The following is a 23665-nucleotide window of genomic DNA, read 5'->3' as shown; positions in this document are numbered from 1 at the left end:
AAAATAATATTATTTTTTATAGGAGAGTAAAGATGAGTCAAGAATATTTAGGAAGTATCACTTTATTAATTTTACTAGTTTTAGCTATGGTAGGAAAAAATAACGCGCTGGCTCTATCTGTAAGTGCTTTAATATTCTTTTTACTATTGAGTCAAATGGGAGAAGAGTTTAGAAATTTTTCTCATTCCATATTGATATTTTTAGATAAATATGGATTAAAACTTGGTGTTATTATACTGATGATGGGTATATTAGCTCCGTTTGCCTTAGGAGAATTAGATGTTATTTCTATGTTAAATAGTTTTAAAACTTATAAAGGTTTCATAGGAATAATTGCGGGAGTGCTTGTGGCCATATTTGGAGCACGTGGAGGATACTTACTTGAAATAGAGCCTTCTATAGTTACTTCTGTTGTGATGGGGACAATATTTGGAATTGTAATTTTTAAAGGATATCCTGTAGGACCTCTTATAGGTTCAGGTATTGCATATTTTATAATTTACATAACAGAAATATTTATGAAAAGATAGAAAGGAATGTGATTAAATGAAGCAAATGACAAGCCTTGAGGACATTAAAGACATAAAAATTAACGAAGAAAGGGCAATGCACTCAAGTAATCATGATGAAATATTATCTGGTCTAACGACTGATGTATATTTTCTAAGGACGATGGATATTTTAAGATACATGAATTTAGATAAACAGGTTGTAACAGCTGAAATTTTTGCTAGAAAATCAGGTGTGTTTGTGGGCATTGAAGAGGTTAAAAATATGTTAAAGGATAAAGAGGTTCAGGTATGGGCTTTAGATGAAGGAGAAACCTTTGAAGCTAAGGAAACATTAGTAAGAATTAAAGGACCATATAATGAATTTGGAGTATTTGAGACAGCTATGTTAGGAAGTTTAGCAAGTGCTAGTGGATGGGCTACAGCATCTAGAAGAGTGAAAGAAGCTTGTAACGGTAAGCCTTTCTTGTGCTTTGGAGCGAGACATGTTCATCCAGCAGTTGCTTCTGTCATGGAAAGAGCAGCTGTAATTGGTGGAGCAAGTGGAGCAAGTTGTGTATTAGCTGCGAAATTAATGAGTATAGAAGCATCTGGAACACTCCCACATGCAGCTATGTTGATTGCTGGAGACACACTAGACATTGCAAAAGTTTATAATGAAGTTACCCCAGAGTCTCATAAAAGAATTGTTTTGGTGGATACTTTTAAAGATGAGGTTGAGGAAAGTTTAAGAATTGCTAAGGAACTAGGAGAAAAGCTGTATGGTATTCGATTAGATACACCAAGCGAGAGAGGTGGAGTTACACCACATCTTGTTAGAGAGTTAAGAAGTAAGCTAGATATTCATGGATATAATCATGTAAAAAAATATTTGTATCAGGAGGACTTACTCCAGAGAAGATTAGCCTATTATCTGAAGCTGGTGCTGATTCTTTTGGAGTAGGCAGTTATATTTCAGGAGCTCCTGCTATTGATATGACTATGGATATAAAAGAAGTAAATGGAAAACCCGTTGCAAAAAGAGGAAGAATTCCTGGGCTTGTGGAAAATAAGAAATTGAAACGAATTCTTTAAGGGGTTTCTTGGAGGTATTTGTGTGAAAAGGGAAAAAAAGATTTTTTACTATGTATGTTTTTTGTTTGTGTTTTCTATGTTATCAGGATGCATATCTAGAAATGTAGATACAAAACCAAATGTAAATAAATCTTTACAGATGGGGGAGCCTATAGTTGGCGGGGAATTAAGAATTCCAGTAACACAGCTTGATATGTTAAATCCGATTATTAATGATAATAAAAGTGTTTATTATTTAAATAAGCTTATTTATGATGGACTAATAAGGTTGGATGAGAAATTATTTCCTCAGCCAGCCTTAGCTAAAAAATGGAACGTGTCAGAAAATGGAAAAGAATGGACATTTCAATTAAGAGATGATGTAAGATGGCATGATGGAAAGTTATTTTCTGCGGAAGATGTAAAGTTTACAATAGATACGCTCAAAATGGATACCCAGGGTAAAAAATCTATTTTTAGTGTATATGTTAAGCATATAAAGAATATCAAAATTATAAATTCTCATAAAATAAGCATTGAATTTGATGAGGCAATAGATTCTTCTGTTGAAATGTTTACATTTCCAATTATTCCTAAGCATCAATTTTTAAATAGTAAGGCAGTATATGATGCTGTTAATATTGTTCCAATTGGAACAGGGCCTTATAAGGTTGATTTATATGATAAGTTTAAAACTATTAAATTAGTTGTAAATGATGATTATTGGGGAGATAAGCCATATATTACATCAATACTTGCTAAAAGAGTTCCAGATAAAGAAGCAGCATTAACTTCTGTTGAAGCAAATGAAGTTGATATAGCAGAAGCAACAAATTTTGATTGGGAAAAATATAGTGAGGATAAGTCATTAAAAATTTATGAATATGTAACACAGTATTTCGAGTTTTTAGCTTTTAATTTTAACAAAGATATACTTAATGATGAAAATATAAGAAAAGCATTAGCATATAGTATAGATAGGCATAAAATTGTAGACGAAGTATATTTAGGACATGCTACTATAGTAGATGTTCCGATTTATCCAGAAGCATATTTTTATTGTGAGGAAGAAAAAAAATATGGAAAAGATTTGTTACTGGCGAAAAAATTATTAGCAGAATCTAGTTGGGAAAATAGGGATAATGATAAATGGCTAGAGAATGAAAGTGGAAAGGAATTAAGATTAAGGCTACTTGTAAATAATGATAACCCTCAAAGAGTAAAGACTGCAAAATTTATAGCATCACAACTTAGTGAAATTGGAATAGATGTGGTTATTAATAAAGTAGACTGGGAAGAATACAAAAAGAAAATATTGGCAAATAAATTTGATCTTGTTCTTGGGGGATGGAAATTATCAAATGCTTTTAATTTAAGGTTTGCTCTCCATTCAGAATATATAGGGAATACAAATTTTATAGGTTATAAAAATCCTAATATGGATAAATTGTTAGATGAAGTATTAGTAACAAAAAATATATCTGTAAAAAAAGAAAAATATAAACAGATACAAAATTTATTTGTTAATGACTTACCGTATTTTGGTTTATATTTTAAAAATCGTTCAATAATAGTAAAAAAGCATGTAAAAGGGGATATTATGCCAGTACCTTTTAATATATTTAACAGTATAGAAAAGTGGTATATAGGTGATAATCCAAAATAATACTGATTATATTGAATGATTTCTTGACAATATACAAAAATAGATTTATACTATAAAGGTGTATTTGTAAAAATAAAATATAATAATGCGGATGTGGTGGAACAGGCAGACACGCTATCTTGAGGGGGTAGTGAGCACCGCTCGTGCGGGTTCAAATCCCGCCATCCGCACCAAAATCAATGATTAACTACTCAGTGTGAGTAGTTTTTTGTTTTATTGAATTTTATAAAAGAAGAAGGATTTTTATTTTTTTTGTAGAACGTTATTTAAAGTATAATATGATATATACGGGACAAAATAATTAAATACAATCGTGTGATGAATAGTAATAAACAGGGGGCTATATAATGATAAAATTTTTCAAGCGAACTTTTACTATAGTGATTTTTTGTGTATGTGTGTTAGGAATATTTACTTTTGCCTATGGAGAAGATGCTGTAAAAGGAGTAGTTATTGCTAATGATGTGAATGTTAGAAAAGAACCTAAAATAGAATCTATGGTTTTAAATACTTTAAAACTTGGAGATTACGTTCATATTGTAAATAATAATGGAGAGTGGTATGCAGTTGCGTTAAATAATAAAGAAATTGGATGGGTACATAATCAATTAATTGCTATTATAGACAATGAAAAAGAATTAATAAAAAAAGGCATTGTAAATGTAGATTGTTTAAATGTTAGAGAACAGCCCTGTATAAATTCGGATATCATAAAGAAGCTACCCGTTAAATTTGAGGTAACAGTTTTTGAAAAAAATGCTAATTGGTATCATATAATATTTGATGATGGAAGCAAGGGTTGGGTATATTCAGACTATATAACGATAAAGCCAAATTACAAGAAAGCGAAAATAACTGCTAGTAACGTAAATTTAAGAAGAAGTCCATCTGATAATGGAGGAATTATAACAACTTTACCATTAGATACGTATGTAAAGGTGAAAAACTATAAAAATGGGTGGTACAATGTAATTACACAAAATAATAAAACTGGTTGGATATATAAAGATTATGTTAAGATTTTATTGAATAATAAACCTATATCAAGGTCTATGAATAGGTCTTCTTTAGGGATTAAAGTGGTTACTATTGCAAAAAATTTATTAGGAAAAAAGTATGTATATGGTGCTAGTGGGCCGAATCGTTTTGATTGTTCAGGCTTTACATCGTATGTATATCATAATATAGGTATAAAGATTCCAAGAACATCAAGTAATCAGGTAAGGATAGGAAAAAAAGTTTCAAAAAGTGATTTAAGGGCAGGGGATTTAGTATTTTTTGATACAAATGGAGTTAATAATGGAAAAATAAGCCACGTAGGAATATATATAGGAAATGGACAATTTATTCATGCTTCCTCTGGCAAAAAAGCAAAAAAAGTTGTTATATCAGATTTAACAGAAGGATATTATAAAAGAACATATGTTACAGCTAGAAGAGTTTTATAAAACCCTACTTATTCATAGTAGGGTTTTTTATGTATGGGATTATTATTTATTTAAACAACTCTTTTAAATATAAATGTTAAACAATTTATATCGGATTATTAGATGAATTAGTTTATAATTAAAATATAATAATTTTAGATGTGTAATATTCTGAATACGATAAAATATTTTTATTGAGAAGTTTTAAAAAAGGTTTGGAATTATTTTGCTATGTAAAAGGAAAAGATGATAGGGCTGTAGAAAATATAATAAAATTAATATGATAAAGAAATACCTTTTATAGGATTATTTTATATCCGTATTAACTAATACAAATGAAAGAAATATTTTAGGGGGGGTTAGAGTGAGACAATCTAGGGTAAAAACTAGGAAAGAAAGTAAGGGAAAGAAGTTTAGCTTTATTATTATATTTGTATTATTATTGCCAGGCATTTCTATTATGCTAGGGTATTTAGGTACAAAATATGTAATTTTGCCAAATCTTTTTCAAAATAAAATAATAACTAAAGAGTATACATCCAATCCAAAAGTATCAAATTCAGGAAATAAAGATTTTAATAATCAAGTATTACAAGAAGCTTATGCAAATACATTTGAATTGAAAGGTATGGATATATTTAGTATTCAAGTAGGAAGCTTTACTACTAAGGAGAATGCACAAATCTTGATTGATGAATTAAATACAAAAAAAATGGGATCTTATCTTTGGTATAATGATGGATATAAAGTATTAACAATTTCAATGTTAGATAGGGAAAGCATAGATATGCTTTTACCAAGGATTAAAAAGGAATATAATGAAGCTTTTGTTGTAAAAATAAATATTCCTACTAGAGCAATAAAATATGGAAAAGAAGATTCTCAATATACAATGTTGCTAGGAGATCAAAATGCAAGGTTAATTAAAATATTTAAGGATGTATCTGAAATCATAAAAAGTTCAGAGGAAAATTCCTTAGATATAGATCAACGTAACATCTTAGTACTTAAAAACATAGACAATTTAAAAGATATAAAAGCTAAAATGAAGGTAAAGGTCCCATCTAAGCATATGCAGCAAATCCATAATGAATTTATTGAAATAGTAGAAAACTTTGAACAAATGTTAGAAGGTGTTTTAAAAGATGATGAAAAGCCAATTGTAGCAATACAGAATGCACTCATGAATGAATTGTTCCAATATTCAAATTTTGCTGCTAAGAATGAATATTGAGGGGGATTTTAATGAAAATTAATGAAATAATGAGTATTTTAGAGGCTGAATGTTTAACAGGAGAGCATTTGTTAGATGATATAAAAGTAGAAGCTGCTTTTGGTTGTGACTTAATGAGTGATGTATTGGCTTTTATAAATGGAAAGACATTATTACTCACAGGACTTATAAATCCACAAGTGATTAGAACTGCAGAGATGGTAGATATTAATGTGATTGTTTTTGTTCGAGGGAAAAAACCTGATAAGGAAGTTATTGAACTTGCTAAAAAAAATAATATTATATTACTTAGTACAAATCATATTTTATATACTGCTTGTGGAATATTGTATAACAATGGTCTTAAAGGTATTCCTATCAGAGGAGGAGAGTAAACTTTATGGAGAATGAACAAATAAAAAATAGTATTAAATTAGAATATGAGGTTATAAAAGATGATTTTTCTAGAGCAGGGGAGGCATCAAGCAATATTAAAAAAGTTCTTAGGCAATTAGGCATAGATTCAAAAATAATAAAAAAGGCAGCAATTGTTACGTATGAAGCAGAGATGAATATAGTTATACATTCTGCAGGTGGAAAAATCACTGTTTTTATTAGTCCTGATAGTATTCAAATTATTGCTAAGGACAAAGGACCAGGTATTAAAAATATTGATCGTGCTATGGAAGAAGGATATTCCACAGCTTCTAATAGGGTAAGAGAGTTAGGATTTGGAGCAGGTATGGGACTTCCAAATATGAAACGATATAGTGACGAATTTTATATACAATCAAAAGAAGGAGAGTCAACAATACTTAAAATGAAGATATATATCAATTAGGAGGGAAAACGATGAAGGTAAATGATTTAATTAAAAAAGAGAATTTTAAATTATTGACAGATAATCAAACGATCTCTAAAGAAATTAAAGGGGTGTATTGTTGTGATTTATTAAGTTGGGTTATGGCAAATGCAAAAGCTGGAGATGCTTGGATTACAGTTCAGACTCATATGAATATTGTAGCAGTGGCTAGTTTACTTGAGATTAGCTGTATAATTATTCCTGAGTCAATAGATGTAGATATGGATACAATCAATAAGGCTAATGAAGAAAATATTCCGATTATAAGTACAGATTTAAATAGTTATGGAATATTCTGCATACTTCATGATTTAGGGTTATAATAGTATGAAAATTGCTATAGACTTTCATATTCACACAGCTCTATCGCCTTGTGCCGATGAAGATATGACGCCTAATAATATTGTCAATATGAGTGTCTTAAAGGGATTAGATGCCATAGCTATAACAGATCACAATAGTGTAGAAAATTGCAAGGCTTGTATGCAGGTAGCACAAAATAAAGATATTATTATTATACCTGGTATAGAGCTCCAAACTAAAGAAGAAGTACATCTTATTTGTTTATTTAAAGATATAGAATCTGCAATCATTTTTCAAAAATTAGTATATAATAAATTACCAAATAAAGAGAATATACCTGAAATTTTTGGAAGACAACTATTGTTTGATGCACAAGATAGAATAATAAGCGAAAACAATAAAATGCTAATAGCTTCTGTTAATATTACTTTAAATGAAGTTTTTTATGAAATTAATAAATTAAATGGAATTGTTATACCAGCCCATATTGATAGAAGTTCATATAGTTTGATAGGGAATTTAGGGTTTATTCCTAATGAGTTACAGATAAGGACTCTAGAAGTTTCTAAGAATTGCAATATTAATAAATTCTTAGAAAAGCATAAGAATCTTAATAAATATCAAATTATTCAAAGTTCAGATGCACATTATTTATGGGATATACTAGAACGAGAAAGTTATATTGAAGTAGCAACGAAAAATATAGATAGTATTTTTGAAGCATTAAAATGATATAAAGATGGAGGGTTTTTAGGGGTGAAAGAATTATCTCTTCATATATTAGATATTGTACAAAATAGTATTACAGCTAAAGCTACATTTATTCAAATTATTATTGAAGAAAATGAAAAAGAAAATTTTATAAATATAAAAATTATCGATAATGGCATTGGAATGAATAAAGATTTATTAGAGAAAGTAATAAATCCATTTGTGACTACGAGAAAAACAAGAAAAGTAGGATTGGGAATATCTTTATTTAAGGCTGCTGCAGAGAGATGTAATGGAAGATTTTATATTCAATCGGAGTTAGGAAAAGGAACAGAAATATTTGCTAGTTTTGAAAGAGACCATATTGATCGTGCTCCCTTAGGAAATATGGTTGATACAATAATTACAATTATTATGGCAAATGAAAAAATTGATTATGTTTATAAACATACTTTCAATGAATGTGAATTTATTTTTGATACTAGAGAAATAAGAAAGGTTCTAGGAGGAATGCCATTAAATGATGTAGCAGTGATAGATTGGATGAAAAATTATATTATTGATGGAATAAAGGAATTATATAAAAACAAAGAAATTAAAAATCAACCAAAATAGTAAAAATAAAATTGCAACTTGCAATTTTATTTTTTTTTGATAAAATAATAAAATTTCGAGTAGTAAGAAAAGAAAGTTTTTTCAAGAAAGTTATTATATTAATATAATTGCAAATTGAATCCATATATCGTAAGTTAGATTGACTTTTTTAAGCATAGAAGTTAATATATAATTAATGTGATGATAAATAATATTTAATGAGCTATATTTTTTATGGATATATGAATTAGTATATATTTTATTAATGTTTATACAATTATACAATATACAATACGGTATAATTGTGTGGGGAATACATACTTTTCCATAAAAAATATAGTGAAAAATGTAGCATCATTGGCTATAGCCATAAACAAAATAACTAATTTATAAAATAAGGGGTGAATATAAATGAATCTTTTATCCTTTAGAGGAGGTGTACATCCTCCTCACTATAAGGAAGCAACAGAAAGATTTAAAGTAGAAAAAGCAAAAGAGCCAGATCGTGTTGCAATACCGCTTCAACAGCATATTGGAGCACCGTGTGAACCTTTAGTAAAAGTTGGAGATAAGGTGAAGATAGGACAAAAAATAGGGGAAGCAAAGGCTTTTGTTTCAACGCCTGTACATAGTAGTGTTTCAGGTGAAGTAAAACAGATAGCACGCATGCTAACACCAACAGGTGAGGTAGAATGCATTGTAATTGAAGCTGATGGTTTAAACGAAGTTCATGAAAGTGTTAAACCAAAAGGAGATATAGAAAATTTATCAGGAAAGCAAATATTAGATATTATTAAAGAAGCAGGTATTGTAGGTATGGGAGGTGCTACTTTTCCTACTCATGTAAAGCTTTCTCCACCACCTGAGAAAAAGATTGATACAATTATTTTAAATGGAGCTGAATGTGAACCATATTTAACTGCTGATCACAGACTTATGTTAGAAGATCCAGAAAGTATTGTTTATGGATTAAGAGCTATGATGAAAGTAGTAAATGTTTCAAAAGCTTATATAGGAATAGAAGACAATAAGCCAGATGCTATAGAAAGTATGAAAAATGCTTCAAAAGGGTATAAAGAAATAAAAGTAGTAGGACTAAAAACTAAATATCCTCAAGGAGCAGAAAAACAGTTAATTTATGCTTGTACAAAGAGAGAGGTTCCATCTGGAGGACTTCCAATGGATGCAGGTGTTATTGTAAACAATGTTGCAACTGCTTCAGCTGTTGCAAAAGCTATTAAGACAGGAATGCCTTTAATAGAAAGAATTTGTACAATTACGGGAAAAGGAATTAAGGAACCTAAAAATTTATTAATTAAGGTAGGTACTTATATTAAAGAAATTGTTGAGCAATGTGGAGGATATAATGGAAATCCAGGAAAAATAATACTAGGTGGACCTATGATGGGGCTTTCTCAACATACTGACGAAATACCTTCAACAAAGGGTACATCAGGTATATTAGTATTTACGCCTGAAGAAGCAAGATTACCAGAGCCAAAGGCGTGTATTAGATGTGGTAAATGTGTTGATATTTGCCCAGCTTTTTTACAGCCATTATATATAAGTGCTTACTCTTTGAGAAATATGTATGAGACAGCTGAAAAATATCATGCACTTGACTGTATAGAATGTGGTTCTTGTTCGTTTATCTGTCCTTCCAAGAGACCACTACTTCAGTCAATTAGGGTTGCTAAGCGAGAAATTATTGCAAAAAAAAGAAAGACTAAGTAATGGGAGGGAATAAGAATATGGACAATAGACTTATTGTGTCTTCGTCTCCCCACATAAGGGCAGATGAATCAGTAAATAGAATAATGCGAGATGTAGTAATCGCACTACTTCCTGCAACTTTAGCAGGAGTATACTTCTTTAGAATTGGTGCTGTAAAAATAATTCTTGCTGCTGTAATTGCTGCAGTAGTAACAGAAGCTTTGATACAAAAAATTTGTAAAAAACCTGTGACAATTAATGATTGGAGTGCTGTAGTTACTGGGCTGTTATTAGCATTTAACATACCAGCAAGTGCACCTTGGTGGATTCCAGTAATAGGATCAGTGTTTGCTATTGCTATTGTAAAGCAAGTGTTTGGAGGATTAGGACATAATTTTATGAATCCAGCTTTAGCAGCACGTGCAATGCTTTTAGCTTCATGGCCAGTACAAATGACAGCTTGGGTAAAACCTGGTGCTGATGCAGTAAGTACAGCAACACCATTAGCAATACTTGGAGGGGAAGCTGCTGGGGAACAATTACCATCTCTTGCAGATTTGATAATTGGAAATATAGGTGGATGTATTGGAGAAACTTCTGCTATATTATTAATTATTGGTGGAATTTATCTTGTATATAGAGGGGTAATTACTCCAAGAGTACCAATAATATATATTGCTACAGTTGCAGTATTAACATTTATTTTAGGTGGATTTAGTATTCAATTTATGATTTATCAAGTATTTGCAGGAGGTTTAATGATTGGTGCAATCTATATGGCAACAGATTATGCTTCATCACCTGTAACACCAAAAGGACAAGTAATATTTGCATTAGGATGTGGTATTTTAACAAGTATTATTAGGCTTTATGGAGGATATCCAGAAGGGGTATCTTACTCAATACTTTTAATGAACGTGGCTGTACCACTTATTGATAAATATACAAGTCCAAGAGTTTTTGGGGAGGTGAAATAAATGAAAGAGATAGGAAAATTAGGAATAATTCTTTTATTTATAACAGCTGTGGCAGCAATGATTCTTGCGTATACAAATGATATTACAAAAGAACCTATCAAGCAGCAAATGATTCAAGCAAATAAAGAAGCTCGCCAAACTGTACTTCCAGATGCTACTGACTTTGAGGAAGTAGAAAAAGATATTTATGAAAATTATGATAATGTTATTGAAGTATATAGAGGAATAAAAAATGGAGAAACTGTCGGATATACGATTAAGACAAATCCTAGTGGTTATGGTGGACCTGTTGAAGTAATGATAGGAATAAGCACGGATAATGTAATTAAAGGTGTAAGTATAGGAAACCATCAAGAAACTCCAGGATTAGGAGCGAAAGCATCAGGAGAGTTTAAAGATCAATACAATGGAAAAAGTACACAAAAAGATTTAGAAGTTATTAAATCAGGAGAGCCAAAAGATAATGAGATTTTGGCAATTTCAGGAGCTACTATTACTTCAAAAGCAGTAACAGCTGGGGTAAATAGTGCAATAAAGTTATTTAACGAAAAGTTAAAATAGTTTTGGGGGTGACAAAATGAAGTTAGGCAAAATTTTAATGGCGGGAATTCTATTTGACAACCCGATATTTGTACAAATGCTAGGAATGTGTCCAACACTTGCTGTTACTACTTCAGCAATCAATGGTATTGGTATGGGACTAGCAACCACTGCAGTATTAATAGGATCTAACGTGGCAATTTCGTTATTTAAAAAGTCTATACCGAGCAAAATTCGTATACCAGCTTTTATAGTTATTATTGCGACATTCGTTACAGTTGTAGGACTAATGCTTAAGGCATTCGTTCCTGCACTCGATAAAGCGTTAGGATTGTTCATTCCACTTATTGTTGTTAACTGTATTATTTTAGGAAGAGCAGAAGCTTTTGCATCAAAAAATTCTGTAATAGGGTCTGCTGTAGATGGAATTGGTATGGGATTAGGATTTACTATCGCACTTACAATACTAGGAAGTGTTAGAGAAATATTAGGAGCAGGTTCAATATTTGGAAAAGTTCTATTCGGAGCATCATTCCAGCCAGCTTTAATTATGATTCTTCCTCCTGGTGCGTTTCTTGCTTTAGGATTGCTACTTGCTCTTTTAAACCTTATTCAATCTAAAAGGGCAGAATAAAATAAAAGGAGGGAAAGAATATGTCTATAGGAGGATTATTTGTTATACTTGTTAGTAGTATACTTGTAAATAACTTTGTGTTATCAAGATTTTTAGGAATTTGTCCATTTTTAGGAGTATCAAAACAAGTTGAGACTGCTACGGGAATGGGAATGGCCGTTACATTTGTTATGACCATAGCATCTATTATTACGTATATGATTCAACATTTAATATTAGATCCGTTTAAACTAGGATACTTACAGACAATAGCTTTTATTTTAGTTATTGCATCATTAGTTCAGTTTGTTGAAATGGTTATCCAAAAGATGAGTCCAACATTATACCAAGCATTAGGGGTATATTTACCACTTATTACGACAAACTGTGCTGTACTTGGTTTAACTCTTTTAAATATTCAATCTAATTATAATTTAATTGAAACAATTGTAAATGCTATTGGAGCAGCAGTAGGATTTTCTTTGGCAATCATCCTATTTGCAGGAATTAGAGAAAGACTTGAAATTGCAGATGTACCAGAATTGTTTAAAGGCTTTCCAATCGCATTAATTACGGCTAGTTTAATGTCGATTGCATTTTTAGGATTTGCCGGACTTGTGTAAATAGGAGGGATAGAATATGGATATTTCAACAATAATGGGTCCTGTTGTCAGTCTAGGAGGAATGGGGCTACTATTTGGGGCAGGATTGGCTTATGCTTCTCAAAAATTTGCTGTAGAAGTTGATCCAAGAGTAACAGAAATCGGAGAAGTGTTACCAGGTGCAAACTGTGGTGGATGTGGATATCCAGGCTGTAATGGTTTTGCTAATGCAGTTGTAGAAGGAAAAGCTCCGGTTAATGGATGTCCTGTTGGAGGAAGCGAATGTGCTCAAAAGATTGCTAAGATTATGGGTGTTGAAGCAGGAGATGATGTTAAAAAGGTAGCAAGAGTTTTATGTAGCGGAGACAGTTCAAATTGCAAAGAAAAATTTGATTACTATGGAATTCAAGATTGTAAAGCAGCAGCAATGGTTGCTGGAGGAAGCAAAAGTTGTGCTTATGGTTGTTTAGGTCTTGGAACTTGTGTAGATGTATGTCAATTTAATGCAATCGAAATAACGGATGGAAAGATTGCAAAAATTATTCCTGAACGATGTACTGGTTGTGGAAAGTGTATTGAAGCTTGTCCAAAGAATGTAATAGATTTTGTTCCTTATGAGCAAGATGTAGTAGTAGATTGTAACAATAAGGAAAAAGGAAAAGCTGTTAAAGAAAAATGTAATGTAGGGTGTATCGGATGTCAATTATGTGTTAAAGCTTGTCCTTTTGATGCTATGGAATTCTCAGATAATCTTGCGAAAATTAATTATGACAAATGTACAAACTGTATGCTTTGTGCTGAAAAATGTCCTACTGGAGCAATTTATGCAAATTTTGAAAAAAGAAAGAAAGCAGAAATTATTGCTGATAACTGTATAGGATGTACAATTTGTGCAAAGCAATGTCCAGTCGATGCAATCGAAGGTGAATTAAAACAAGTACACAAAGTATTAGAGGATAAATGTATTGGTTGTGGAGCTTGTGAAGCAAAATGCCCTAAAAAAACAATTATAATGAAATAAAAGAACATGTGCTTAGTACATGTTCTTTTATTATATATCATATAATTTACTACTTGTATTGGATATATCAAAATGTTAAACTTAAATTATATTATTAAATGAGTATTTGTAAACATAATAATAGGTAGAAAGTATAATTATATACATTCTTTGGAAAAATAAGAATAAGATATGTGAGCTGATGGTATGACAAAATGGGATAAAGCATTAATTATTTTTGTTATTTTTTTTGCCCTATCTGGAATTTATTGGACAAAACTGATGACTTTTAATACGGATCAATTGTATGTAGTTATTGAAGTAGATGGAAAAGAGTATAAAAAGATAGCACTAGATCATTCGAATTCTTCGAGGAAGATAGAAATAGATACAATTTATGGACATAATGTGATAGAAGTAGACGGTGAAGGTGCTAGATTTTTAGAATCAAACTGTAAAGATCAATTATGTGTAAAAATGGGAAAAATAACAAAAGTCAATCAGACTAGTATATGTCTTCCAAATAGAGTGTCTATAAAAATAGTGTCGAAAAAATCTGAATTAGATGGTGTTAGCTACTAGGGAAAGGAAAACATTATGAAAACTAAAAGAATAATCTATCTATCATTAATTACTGTTATTGGAATTGCATTGAATATATTAGAATCTTTTATACCTTTACCTGTAAGTGGGATACCTGGTGCTAAGCTTGGGTTAGCTAATATTGTAAATTTAGTAACTATGACTGTATTTGGGTTTAAACATGCTATAATTGTAGGGACATTAAGATGTTTTATGGCAACCCTTGTTACAGGTGCAGTGACTGGAATATTTTACAGTTTATCAGGTTCTATATTCAGTACAATAATTATGTGGATTGTTTATAAGTATTTTTCTGAAAAATTTAGTTTGATTGGGGTTAGTATTTTTGGGGCAATATCGCACAATATTGCACAGCTTACTGTTGCTAGCATTATGATTAATAATTTTTTGATATTTACGTATTTACCATTTATGATGTTAATGAGTCTCTTTACAGGATATTTTGTTGGCTTAACTGGTATATATACCTCAAACCATTTAAAGAAAATAGAAATTAATGCGTTAGAATAAGAGATGCTTAGGAGGAATTTCATGAGAAATAGAGGTAGGAATACATGGGTTTTGCTTTTGTTGTTATTTGTGGGTGTTGTAATAGGTGGTTTGATAGGAGAATTTTTCAAAGGTAGTATTGGTATATTAGGATATAGTAAGCTTATAGGATTTCAGCCCTTTACTATTGATCTTGAGGTAATCAAGTTAACATTAGGATTAATGTTTAACTTTAATGTGGCTAGTATTATAGGAATTATATTGGCAATATTTATTTTTAGTAGATTGTAGGTGAATAATTTGAATAAAATAATATTAGCATCTGGTTCTCCGAGACGAAAGGAAATATTTGAGAGTTTTAATGTGCCTTTTGAGATTGAAATAGCTCATATTGAAGAAAAAATACATGAAGATGAGAAACCTGAACAAATAGCTATGGCATTGGCATTTGAAAAGGTAGCAGCTGTTGAGGAAAAATGCAATAATGGTGATATTATTATTGCAGCAGATACGATAGTGGTAAAAAATGGGATTTTAGGAAAACCAAAAGATTATGAAGATGCGTTTAAAATGTTAAAGCTTCTTCAAAATGATATTCATTATGTAATTACAGGTTTTGCAATAGTACAAGCCCATAGTTATAACAAATTTGTAAGTTATGAAAAGACGAAAGTAAAATTTAAACAGTTGACAGATGACTTTATCAAAAGGTATATTGATACAGGAGAAGTTTGGGATAAGGCAGGATCATATGCTATTCAAGGAAAAGGTGCTGCTATTGTAGAATGGATTCAAGGAGATTATTTTAATGTAGTTGGATTACCAATATCAAGAATACAAAGTATATTAAGTGATCATTTTGATATTGAAATTGTTTAATTTAAGGTGTGATAAAGCAGTGAGTAAGGATTATCATGTTTCTATTAAAGATATGGCTGAAAGTGAAAGACCTAGGGAAAAATTATTAATGTCTGGTGCAAATGCTTTATCTAATGCAGAACTTTTAGCTATTTTAATTAGGACTGGAACGAAAGAAACTTCTGCTATTGATTTATCACAAAGGATACTATCGGCTAGTGATGATGGATTGAGATATTTGGCAGATTGTACGATTGAAGAATTAAGTCAGATAAAAGGAATTGGCGTAGCAAAAGCTTGCCAAGTTGTAGCTGCAATTGAGCTTGGCAAAAGATTAGCTATGAGTAGTGCAAAAGCCAAAATAAACATTAACTCTCCAAGAGATATTGTTAAAATATTTATGGAAGAGATGAGATATTATAAAAAGGAGTATTTTAAAATAATGCTTCTTAATACAAAAAATGAGATAATCTCCATAGAAAATATTTCAATTGGAAGTTTGAATAGTTCTTTAGTGCATCCAAGAGAAGTATTTGTAAGAGCAATAAGAAAAAGTGCAGCTTCTCTAGTTCTTATTCATAATCATCCTAGTGGAAATCCAAAGCCTAGTAATGAAGATATAAAAATAACACAAAGGTTGATAGAAGCAGGAAAAATTATTGGTATTGAAATCTTAGATCACATTATAATAGGTGATGGAATCTATATAAGTTTAAAAGAAATTTCGATGATATAAAGCAATTATAGGGAGGAGCAGTATAATATGGCATTATTTAAAATGTTTTCAAAGGATATGGGAATAGATTTAGGAACAGCAAATACATTAGTTTATGTAAGAGGTAGAGGAATTGTAGTAAGGGAACCTTCTGTAGTTGCTATACAGGAAGATACGAAAGAAGTACTTGCTGTAGGTCAAGAGGCAAAGCAAATGATAGGTAGGACACCAGGAAACATTATTGCTATTAGACCTTTGAAGGATGGTGTAATAGCTGACTTTGATATAACACAAAGTATGTTAAAATATTTTATTAAAAGAGCTTACCCTAAGAAATCATTATTTTTTGCACCTCGGGTTGTAGTAGGAGTACCATCTGGAGTAACAGAAGTTGAGAGAAGATCTGTTGAAGAAGCAGCACTTCAAGCTGGAGCAAAAGAAGCATATCTAATAGAAGAACCAATGGCTGCTGCTATAGGAGCAGGACTACCTGTAGAAGAACCCACAGGAAGTATGGTTGTAGATATTGGAGGAGGTACTACAGAAATAGCTATTATTTCTTTAGGAGGAATTGTAACAAGTAAATCAGTTAGAGTTGGTGGAGATGAATTAGATGAATCTATTGTTCATTATATAAAGAAGGAATATAGTCTTATGATTGGGGAAAGAACTGCTGAAGAAATAAAAGTAAATGTTGGTTCTGCATTTCCTAAGACAAAGGAAGAAAAAATGGCTATAAGAGGAAGGGATTTGGTTTCAGGTTTACCTAAAACGTTAACTATATCTTCTACAGAGATATTAGAAGCTTTACATGAACCAATAAATGTTATAATTGAAGCAATAAAATATACCTTGGAAAAAACTCCTCCAGAATTAGCTTCAGATATTATGGAACAAGGAATTATGTTAACAGGTGGGGGTGCTCTCTTAGACGGGTTTGATAAATTAGTTCGAAAGGAAACGGGTATGCCTGTTCATATTGCAGAAGAAGCTTTAGATTGTGTTGCATTAGGAACAGGAAAGACTATTGAAGAAATTGAAACCTTAAAGAGAGTATTGATTTCTTCAAAGAAATTTAGATAAAGTGGTGAATTCATATGAAAAAAATGATAAGAAGAGGAGGTATGATGATAGTAACATTTGTTACTATCATTCTCATTATTACAATTGGAATTACTATAGGAGGAAGAGCAAGAGTATCAATGCCTGAAAATTTAATTGGCAAAGTGATTACACCAGTACAAAAAGTATTATATAAAAGTGGTCAGGGAATTGAGGAAGCGATTCGTTCTTTGTTTAAATTTAGATCTATTGCAAAAGAGAATAAATTACTAAAAAAAGAAGTACAAGATTTAAATCAAAAATTAATAGAATTATCACTTACTAAAGATGAATTGAATGAATTAAGACATTTACAGGATGCTTTAAATTATGTAAAGGAGAATAATAAAAGAAATTATATAACAGCAAATGTTACTGGTAAAGATACTGGAAATTGGTTTAATATATTTACTATTGATGTAGGAAAAAAACATGGAATTATAAAAAATAGTACAGTATTAAATGGAGATGGTTTAATTGGAAGGGTTTATGAAGTAGGGGATAATTGGTCTAAGGTAGTTACTATTATAGACAATAAAAGTTCTGTAAGTTTTCAGGTGCTACGAAGCAACCAATATATTGGTGTAATTAGAGGAAGTGTAAAAGCAGATTTAACTGGATATTTAATTGATCCAGAAGCAGAAGTTTTAGTAGGAGATAAACTTATTACTTCGGGACTTAGTATGTTTGAAAAGGGAATACTTATTGGAGAAGTGAAAGAAGTAATAAAGAAGAAAGATGAGCTTTTAAAAACGATTATAGTTAAACCTGCGGTTAACTTTAAAAAAATAGACAAAGTATTTATAATAATACCTGAAAAGTTAAGTTAAAGGAGATACAGGTATGAATTTTTTTATTGTTTTATTAATTATAATTATAAATTTTTTAATACAATCTACTCTTTTACAGCACTTTAGGATATTAGGAATATTACCGAATACTTCTTTGATTATTGTTGTAGCATTTTCAATTTTATGGGGAAAAAAACGAGGTGCTTTGATAGGTTTTTTTACAGGTTTATTGCAGGATATTTTACTAGGAAGTATGATAGGAGCTAATGCATTGATATATTTGTTAATAGGCTATAATACTGGAGTTTTTGAAAAAAACATATATAAAGATAATTATTTAACACCAGTATTTTTTGTTGTTATTTCCACGGCAATATATCATTTAATATATTATGTAATTATGTATATGACATATAATCAAGTAAGTTTGTTTTTTATATTTAGAAGAATTGCGATGCTGGAAATTATTTACAATTCAATTTTGTCTATATTAATTTATAAACTATTATATAATTTTAATAAGCGCTCCTACATAAAATCCAAGACAGGGTGATTGTTATGATAGAAAAATTAAAAGATAGGCATAATCAAATTATTATATTTTTTACAGCTTTTATTTTTATACTTTTATTAAGACTTATTGACTTAACTGTGGTAGAAGGTGAGAAATATAAACAAATGGCAGAAGCAATAAGAATAAAGAAAATACCTATTTCAGCTCCACGAGGGGAGATAAGGGATAGATATGGCAGACCTATTGCTATAAATAAGCCAAGTTTTACAGTTCAAATTATGAAAAATGAATTAATTGATGAAAAGATTAATGAAGTATCTGTAAAGCTATTGAATATTCTAATAAATAATGGAGAAGAATTCCATGATAATTTTCCTATCAAATTTGAAGGGGATCAATTTTACTATACTTTTGATAAAGAAATAGAAGAGTGGCTTACTAAACAAGGAATAAACAATACAAAAGATCCTAAAGAAGTTTTTAATTTACTAAGGGAACAATTAAATATAGATCCTAACTTAAATGTGTATGAGGCTCAAAAGGAAATGCAGAGTATACATGGAGTATACCCACCTATTTCGGTAAAAACTATGAAATTCATACCTCAGATGAAGAAAAAAAATTTCCTCAAAAAATATAATTTGAATGAAGATTTAGATGCAAAAGATGCTTTTTTGGCTTTAAGAGAAAAATTTAAAATACCAGATTATTATTCAAAAGAAGATGCTAGGAAAATATTAGTTATAAGGCATGAATTGAAAGAACAGGGATATAGACAATATCAGCCTGTAAAAATAGCATTAAATGTGTCAGCAAAAACTGTTGCAGCTATAGAAGAAAAAAGTATGGAATTGCCTGGTGTAAATATAGAAGTAGAACCTATCCGTTATTATCCTAATAACAATCTTGCATCTCATATTATTGGATATTTAGGGAAAATATCAGATAGTGAAAAGGAAAAGTTTACAAAGGAGCTAGGATATTCATCGAATGATTTGATAGGAAAAGATGGAATAGAAAGAGCTTATGAAAAAAAATTAAAAGGAAAAGATGGAGCAAAATATGTTGAAGTTGATGTTTATGGGAGACTTGTGAATGTATTAAGAGAAGAAAAACCTGAAAAAGGAGAAAATGTATATCTTTCAATAGATGCAAAGCTTCAAAAAGTTGCTGAAGAAGCTTTGGAACAGGCATTAAAACAAATTCAGATAGGTGGAACATTCAAAAGTAAATGGGGGGATTATAAATATAGGGAAGCATTTAAACATGCAACATCAGGTGCAGTTGTAGCGTTGGATGTAAATACAGGAGAAGTGTTAGCTTTAGCTAATTATCCGTCTTTTAATCCAAATTTATTTGCTACAGGTATTTCATCAAAGGATTGGAAGGCTGTTCAGGATGATAATCCAAGAGATCCTTTATCACCAGTACCTCTTTATAATGTTGCTACAAAAACTGCTGTACAGCCTGGATCTGTATTTAAAATGATAACAGGACTTGCAGCTATAGAACAGGGATTAGATCCAAATAGAAAATTATATGATGGTGGATATATTAAATTAGGAGGAAGAACCTTTGGAAGTTGGATGTGGAATGAGTATAAGAGATCACATGGTTGGGTGGATTTGTACAAAGCTTTAGAAGAATCTGTAAATTATTACTTTTTCGATGTTTCAACAGGTTGGGATTATTATAAAAATAAACCACTAAATATTTCTATGGATGTAGATAAAATACTAGAGTATGCAAAAAAGTTTGGATTAGGAGAACCTACGGGGATTGAAATCAACGAGAGTGCTTATGGGGTTCCAAGTCCTAATAAGAAAATGGAAGTAACTAAAAGTTTATTAAGAAGAAAATTAAAATCTAATTGTAAAGAATATTTTAAACCAGAGATCTTATCAGATAAAGAAGCTTTAGAAAATGAAATTGAAAAAATTGTAAATTGGATTGAAGAGAATCCATCTAGAGGTAAATTGATAAATAGAGTTAGTAAATTAGGTGTAAAAGAAGAAAAAGTGGAAGCTTTGGTTGATTTAGTAAAGTTTAGTTATTTTAATCAAGCAAAGTGGACAAAAGGTGATACTTTTAACCTTTCTATTGGACAAGGACAGCATGCATATACACCTTTACAAGTGGCTAGGTATATTGCTACTATTGCTAATGAAGGATATAATAATAAAATTAGCATTGTAAAAAAAATAGGAAATTATGAAGTGTCTGAATATAATGGAGAGCATAATAAAGAAAGAATCCTTTTAAAAAATTATAAAAATCTAGTACACATAAAACGTGGCATGGAGCAAGTTACTCAGGGAGATCATGGTACTGCAAGAACTATTTTTAAGAAATTTCCTGTTAAAGTGGCAGCAAAAACTGGTACAGCTCAAAAATCTGGAAAAATTCAGCCAAAGGATGAAGTTGAATATTTAAAAAAATATTTAAAATGGATTGCTCCTTATATGAGTTGGCATGATGTAGAAAAGAAAGCAAAAGAATATAAGCATAAATATAAAAACGAAGGTTTAGCAATGAGAAAGGCCATAAAAGAATTAAGTCATGGTAAAATTACAGATACAACTTTGGATCGATATAAAGATGATTATGATAACTTTGCTTGGTTTGTATCGTTTGCGCCAAGTGATAATCCTCAAATTGCTGTTGTGTCGCTAATTTTTCAAGGTGGACATGGAGGTTATGCAGCTCCTGTTGCTCGAGAAATTATTGCAGAATATTTAGGTTTAAATAAAGAATACGATAAAATTAATTTTAAAAATACACTTACAAATTAAGCGAATTTGTAAGTGTATTTTTTTCAAAAAAAAGAGGATTTGAATATGTTTTGAAGAATAAAATATTTAGATTTAAGATTTATTTGTAATAATTTGGAGGTAGTCACTGGATGTACGAAGAGAATTGTGTTGCTTTCAAAGGCAGCAAAGAAGGAATTTCAATTTATTTTAACAGAGATTCAGATTATGTAAAATTAAGAGAACAGCTAATAAAGAAACTTGAATCAGCTAAGCGTTTTTTTGCAGGTGCAAAAGTTGTTAGCATTCAAGGCAAAATACTTACACAAAAAGAGAAAGATGAAATTAAAGAGATTATTAGCTCAAGATTTGGTATGATTATGGTTGAAAAAAATGAGGGAAAATTAAAGACAAATGATATAAAAGAGGAAAAAGGGGTTTTTGAGGGAATAGAAGAGGGCAATACAAAGTTTATTCGAGCAACAATTCGTTCTGGGCAAAGAATAAAGTTTGATGGGAATGTTGTTATTATTGGGGACGTAAATCCAGGGGCTGAAGTAATGGCTGAAGGGAACATATTGATAATGGGAGCGTTAAGAGGTTTAGCTCACGCTGGTTCAAGTGGCAATGAAAATGCTTTTGTTGCTGCTTATAGCCTACAACCAACACAATTAAGAATAGCTGACATTATTGCAAGATCACCAGATAATGAGCAAATTAAACCTATAGGGCCTGAGCTTGCAAAAATTAAAAAAGGTGTTGTAGTGATTGAACCATATTTGCCAAATAAGTAATTAATTTTATATGTAATGAAATAGTGATGATGGAGGGAATAAAAATGGGCGAAGTAATAGTAATAACATCAGGAAAAGGTGGAGTTGGCAAGACAACAACAACTGCAAATATTGGAACTGGATTAGCGCTTGAAGGTAAAAAGGTTGTGGTTGTGGATGCAGATATTGGTCTTAGAAATTTGGATGTAGTGATGGGTTTAGAAAATAGAATTGTATATGATATTGTTGATGTAGTAGAAGGTGTTTGTAGATTAAGACAAGCACTTATTAAAGACAAAAGATATAGTGGTTTGTTTTTATTACCAGCTGCTCAAACAAAAGATAAAAATGCTGTTAAACCAGAACAGATGCAAAAACTTTGTAATGAATTAAAAGAAATATTTGATTATGTTTTAGTTGATTGTCCAGCTGGAATTGAACAAGGATTTAAAAATGCAATAGCAGGAGCAGATAAAGCAGTTGTAGTTACTACACCAGAAATTTCTGCTGTAAGAGATGCTGATCGAATTATAGGATTGCTTGAGGCAGCTGAATTAAGAGATCCGAAATTAATTATTAATAGAGTAAGAATAGATATGGTTAAAAAGGGAGATATGATGAATATTGAAGATATGATAGATATACTAGCTATAGATCTTTTAGGAGTAGTTCCAGATGATGAATTTATTGTTATTTCAACGAATAAAGGAGAGCCTGCTGTAACAGAAAATGGATCAATGGCTGGCAAAGCATATAGAAATATTACAAATAGAATTTTGGGAGAAGAAGTTCCATTCCTTGAATTAGATGGGCAAGATGGCTTTGTGTCAAAACTTAAAAGGTTATTCGGAATGAAATAAGCATGAAAGGGGAGAGACATGATGGATATATTTAAATTTTTTAGTAAAGAAGACTCCTCAAGTAAAAATGTAGCAAAAGAAAGATTAAAACTTGTTCTTGTTCATGATCGGACAAATTGTTCTCCGCATTTTTTAGAAATGGTTAAGGGGGATATTATTAAGGTTATTTCTGATTATATGGAGATTGATGAAGATGGATTAGATATTAAGATTTCTAAGACAAAGAGAAGTACAGATAATACAATGGTTCCTGCGTTGATGGCGAATATTCCTATTAAAAAAATGAAATCAAAATAAAAAAACCGAAAAAATTTCGGTTTTTTTATTTTGTAAAAACAACTAACAATTATAAAAAATATACTATCATATGGATAGTTTTATCAGAAAAAGTTGATTATTGTTGAGAGTATTTTGCTGAATATGATATA

The 23665-nt window shown here is 30.6% G+C and carries 29 protein-coding genes and 1 tRNA gene; all 30 read left to right on the top strand.

All coding sequences use genetic code 11. From position 1 onward, the window contains the following. Positions 1-32 precede the first annotated feature (32 nt). Positions 33-530 carry a DUF441 domain-containing protein gene (locus FQB35_RS08015; RefSeq protein ID WP_148809481.1) on the top strand — a complete coding sequence of 166 codons (498 nt, stop codon included), beginning with the start codon at positions 33-35 and terminating at the stop codon, positions 528-530. A 16-nt stretch (positions 531-546) separates the two neighbouring features. After that, entirely contained in the window at positions 547-1452 is a 906-nt protein-coding gene (locus tag FQB35_RS08010; protein ID WP_269902677.1) for a nicotinate phosphoribosyltransferase, read from the top strand. After that, positions 1377-1583 carry a hypothetical protein gene (locus tag FQB35_RS16635; RefSeq protein WP_408625499.1) on the top strand — a complete coding sequence of 69 codons (207 nt, stop codon included), beginning with the start codon at positions 1377-1379 and terminating at the stop codon, positions 1581-1583. The genes FQB35_RS08010 and FQB35_RS16635 overlap by 76 nt, the downstream gene beginning before the upstream one ends. A gap of 22 nt (positions 1584-1605) precedes the next feature. Next, positions 1606-3228, top strand: coding sequence for a peptide ABC transporter substrate-binding protein (locus FQB35_RS08005; RefSeq protein WP_148809480.1), 1623 nt, complete (start codon positions 1606-1608; stop codon positions 3226-3228). Between the two features lie 87 nt (positions 3229-3315). Further along, a tRNA-Leu gene (locus FQB35_RS08000) sits at positions 3316-3401 on the top strand. Between the two features lie 174 nt (positions 3402-3575). After that, positions 3576-4676 carry a C40 family peptidase gene (locus FQB35_RS07995; RefSeq protein ID WP_148809479.1) on the top strand — a complete coding sequence of 367 codons (1101 nt, stop codon included), beginning with the start codon at positions 3576-3578 and terminating at the stop codon, positions 4674-4676. A 343-nt stretch (positions 4677-5019) separates the two neighbouring features. Next, positions 5020-5889, top strand: a complete 870-nt coding sequence (locus tag FQB35_RS07990) for an SPOR domain-containing protein (protein ID WP_148809478.1) — start codon at positions 5020-5022, stop codon at positions 5887-5889. Positions 5890-5900: 11 nt separating this feature from the next. Further along, positions 5901-6263, top strand: a complete 363-nt coding sequence (locus FQB35_RS07985; protein WP_148809477.1) for a DRTGG domain-containing protein — start codon at positions 5901-5903, stop codon at positions 6261-6263. Positions 6264-6268: 5 nt separating this feature from the next. Further along, positions 6269-6709 (top strand): ATP-binding protein, encoded by a 441-nt coding sequence (locus FQB35_RS07980; RefSeq protein ID WP_148809476.1) that lies wholly within the window; start codon positions 6269-6271, stop codon positions 6707-6709. 11 nt (positions 6710-6720) lie between these two features. Next, positions 6721-7053 (top strand): DRTGG domain-containing protein, encoded by a 333-nt coding sequence (locus tag FQB35_RS07975; RefSeq protein ID WP_148809475.1) that lies wholly within the window; start codon positions 6721-6723, stop codon positions 7051-7053. Positions 7054-7057: 4 nt separating this feature from the next. Continuing rightward, positions 7058-7765, top strand: coding sequence for a PHP domain-containing protein (locus FQB35_RS07970; protein WP_148809474.1), 708 nt, complete (start codon positions 7058-7060; stop codon positions 7763-7765). A gap of 24 nt (positions 7766-7789) precedes the next feature. Continuing rightward, on the top strand, positions 7790-8359 hold the full coding sequence (locus FQB35_RS07965) for an ATP-binding protein (RefSeq protein WP_148809473.1): 570 nt from the start codon (positions 7790-7792) through the stop codon (positions 8357-8359). Positions 8360-8749: 390 nt separating this feature from the next. Next, entirely contained in the window at positions 8750-10072 is a 1323-nt protein-coding gene (rsxC, locus tag FQB35_RS07960; RefSeq protein WP_148809472.1) for an electron transport complex subunit RsxC, read from the top strand. A gap of 17 nt (positions 10073-10089) precedes the next feature. Then, positions 10090-11028 (top strand): RnfABCDGE type electron transport complex subunit D, encoded by a 939-nt coding sequence (locus FQB35_RS07955; protein ID WP_148809471.1) that lies wholly within the window; start codon positions 10090-10092, stop codon positions 11026-11028. Beyond that, positions 11029-11589: an RnfABCDGE type electron transport complex subunit G gene (locus FQB35_RS07950; protein WP_148809470.1), complete on the top strand. Its 561-nt coding sequence runs from the start codon at positions 11029-11031 to the stop codon at positions 11587-11589. Positions 11590-11605: 16 nt separating this feature from the next. Then, on the top strand, positions 11606-12202 hold the full coding sequence (rsxE, locus tag FQB35_RS07945) for an electron transport complex subunit RsxE (protein ID WP_148809469.1): 597 nt from the start codon (positions 11606-11608) through the stop codon (positions 12200-12202). Between the two features lie 20 nt (positions 12203-12222). After that, the gene (gene rsxA / locus FQB35_RS07940) at positions 12223-12804 is read left to right on the top strand and encodes an electron transport complex subunit RsxA (protein WP_148809468.1); all 582 of its coding nucleotides are present in this window, start codon (positions 12223-12225) and stop codon (positions 12802-12804) included. A 16-nt stretch (positions 12805-12820) separates the two neighbouring features. Then, positions 12821-13804: an RnfABCDGE type electron transport complex subunit B gene (locus tag FQB35_RS07935; RefSeq protein ID WP_148809467.1), complete on the top strand. Its 984-nt coding sequence runs from the start codon at positions 12821-12823 to the stop codon at positions 13802-13804. A gap of 186 nt (positions 13805-13990) precedes the next feature. After that, a complete protein-coding gene (locus tag FQB35_RS07930; RefSeq protein ID WP_148809466.1) occupies positions 13991-14365 on the top strand; it encodes a NusG domain II-containing protein in 375 nt (124 codons plus the stop codon). 15 nt (positions 14366-14380) lie between these two features. Then, the gene (locus FQB35_RS07925; protein WP_148809465.1) at positions 14381-14896 is read left to right on the top strand and encodes a Gx transporter family protein; all 516 of its coding nucleotides are present in this window, start codon (positions 14381-14383) and stop codon (positions 14894-14896) included. A gap of 21 nt (positions 14897-14917) precedes the next feature. Next, complete coding sequence (locus tag FQB35_RS07920) at positions 14918-15166, top strand: DUF4321 domain-containing protein (protein WP_168198286.1); 249 nt, start codon at positions 14918-14920, stop codon at positions 15164-15166. 9 nt (positions 15167-15175) lie between these two features. Then, positions 15176-15754 (top strand): Maf family protein, encoded by a 579-nt coding sequence (locus FQB35_RS07915; RefSeq protein ID WP_148809463.1) that lies wholly within the window; start codon positions 15176-15178, stop codon positions 15752-15754. Positions 15755-15773: 19 nt separating this feature from the next. Then, entirely contained in the window at positions 15774-16469 is a 696-nt protein-coding gene (radC, locus tag FQB35_RS07910; RefSeq protein ID WP_269902676.1) for a RadC family protein, read from the top strand. A 27-nt stretch (positions 16470-16496) separates the two neighbouring features. Further along, positions 16497-17531 (top strand): rod shape-determining protein, encoded by a 1035-nt coding sequence (locus FQB35_RS07905; protein ID WP_148809462.1) that lies wholly within the window; start codon positions 16497-16499, stop codon positions 17529-17531. A 41-nt stretch (positions 17532-17572) separates the two neighbouring features. Then, entirely contained in the window at positions 17573-18379 is an 807-nt protein-coding gene (gene mreC / locus FQB35_RS07900; protein ID WP_207707276.1) for a rod shape-determining protein MreC, read from the top strand. 13 nt (positions 18380-18392) lie between these two features. Next, complete coding sequence (gene mreD, locus FQB35_RS07895; RefSeq protein ID WP_148809460.1) at positions 18393-18893, top strand: rod shape-determining protein MreD; 501 nt, start codon at positions 18393-18395, stop codon at positions 18891-18893. A 5-nt stretch (positions 18894-18898) separates the two neighbouring features. Beyond that, positions 18899-21646, top strand: coding sequence for a penicillin-binding transpeptidase domain-containing protein (locus FQB35_RS07890; protein ID WP_148809459.1), 2748 nt, complete (start codon positions 18899-18901; stop codon positions 21644-21646). 110 nt (positions 21647-21756) lie between these two features. After that, positions 21757-22398, top strand: a complete 642-nt coding sequence (gene minC / locus FQB35_RS07885; protein WP_148809458.1) for a septum site-determining protein MinC — start codon at positions 21757-21759, stop codon at positions 22396-22398. 44 nt (positions 22399-22442) lie between these two features. Beyond that, positions 22443-23237 carry a septum site-determining protein MinD gene (minD, locus tag FQB35_RS07880; RefSeq protein WP_148809457.1) on the top strand — a complete coding sequence of 265 codons (795 nt, stop codon included), beginning with the start codon at positions 22443-22445 and terminating at the stop codon, positions 23235-23237. 21 nt (positions 23238-23258) lie between these two features. Beyond that, entirely contained in the window at positions 23259-23534 is a 276-nt protein-coding gene (gene minE / locus FQB35_RS07875; RefSeq protein ID WP_148809456.1) for a cell division topological specificity factor MinE, read from the top strand. Positions 23535-23665 lie beyond the last annotated feature (131 nt).

Origin of the sequence: Crassaminicella thermophila, from assembly GCF_008152325.1 — a bacterium.
Taxonomy (GTDB): Bacteria; Bacillota; Clostridia; order Peptostreptococcales; family Thermotaleaceae; genus Crassaminicella_A; species Crassaminicella_A thermophila.
This window is presented reverse-complemented; position numbering and strand designations above follow the sequence as displayed.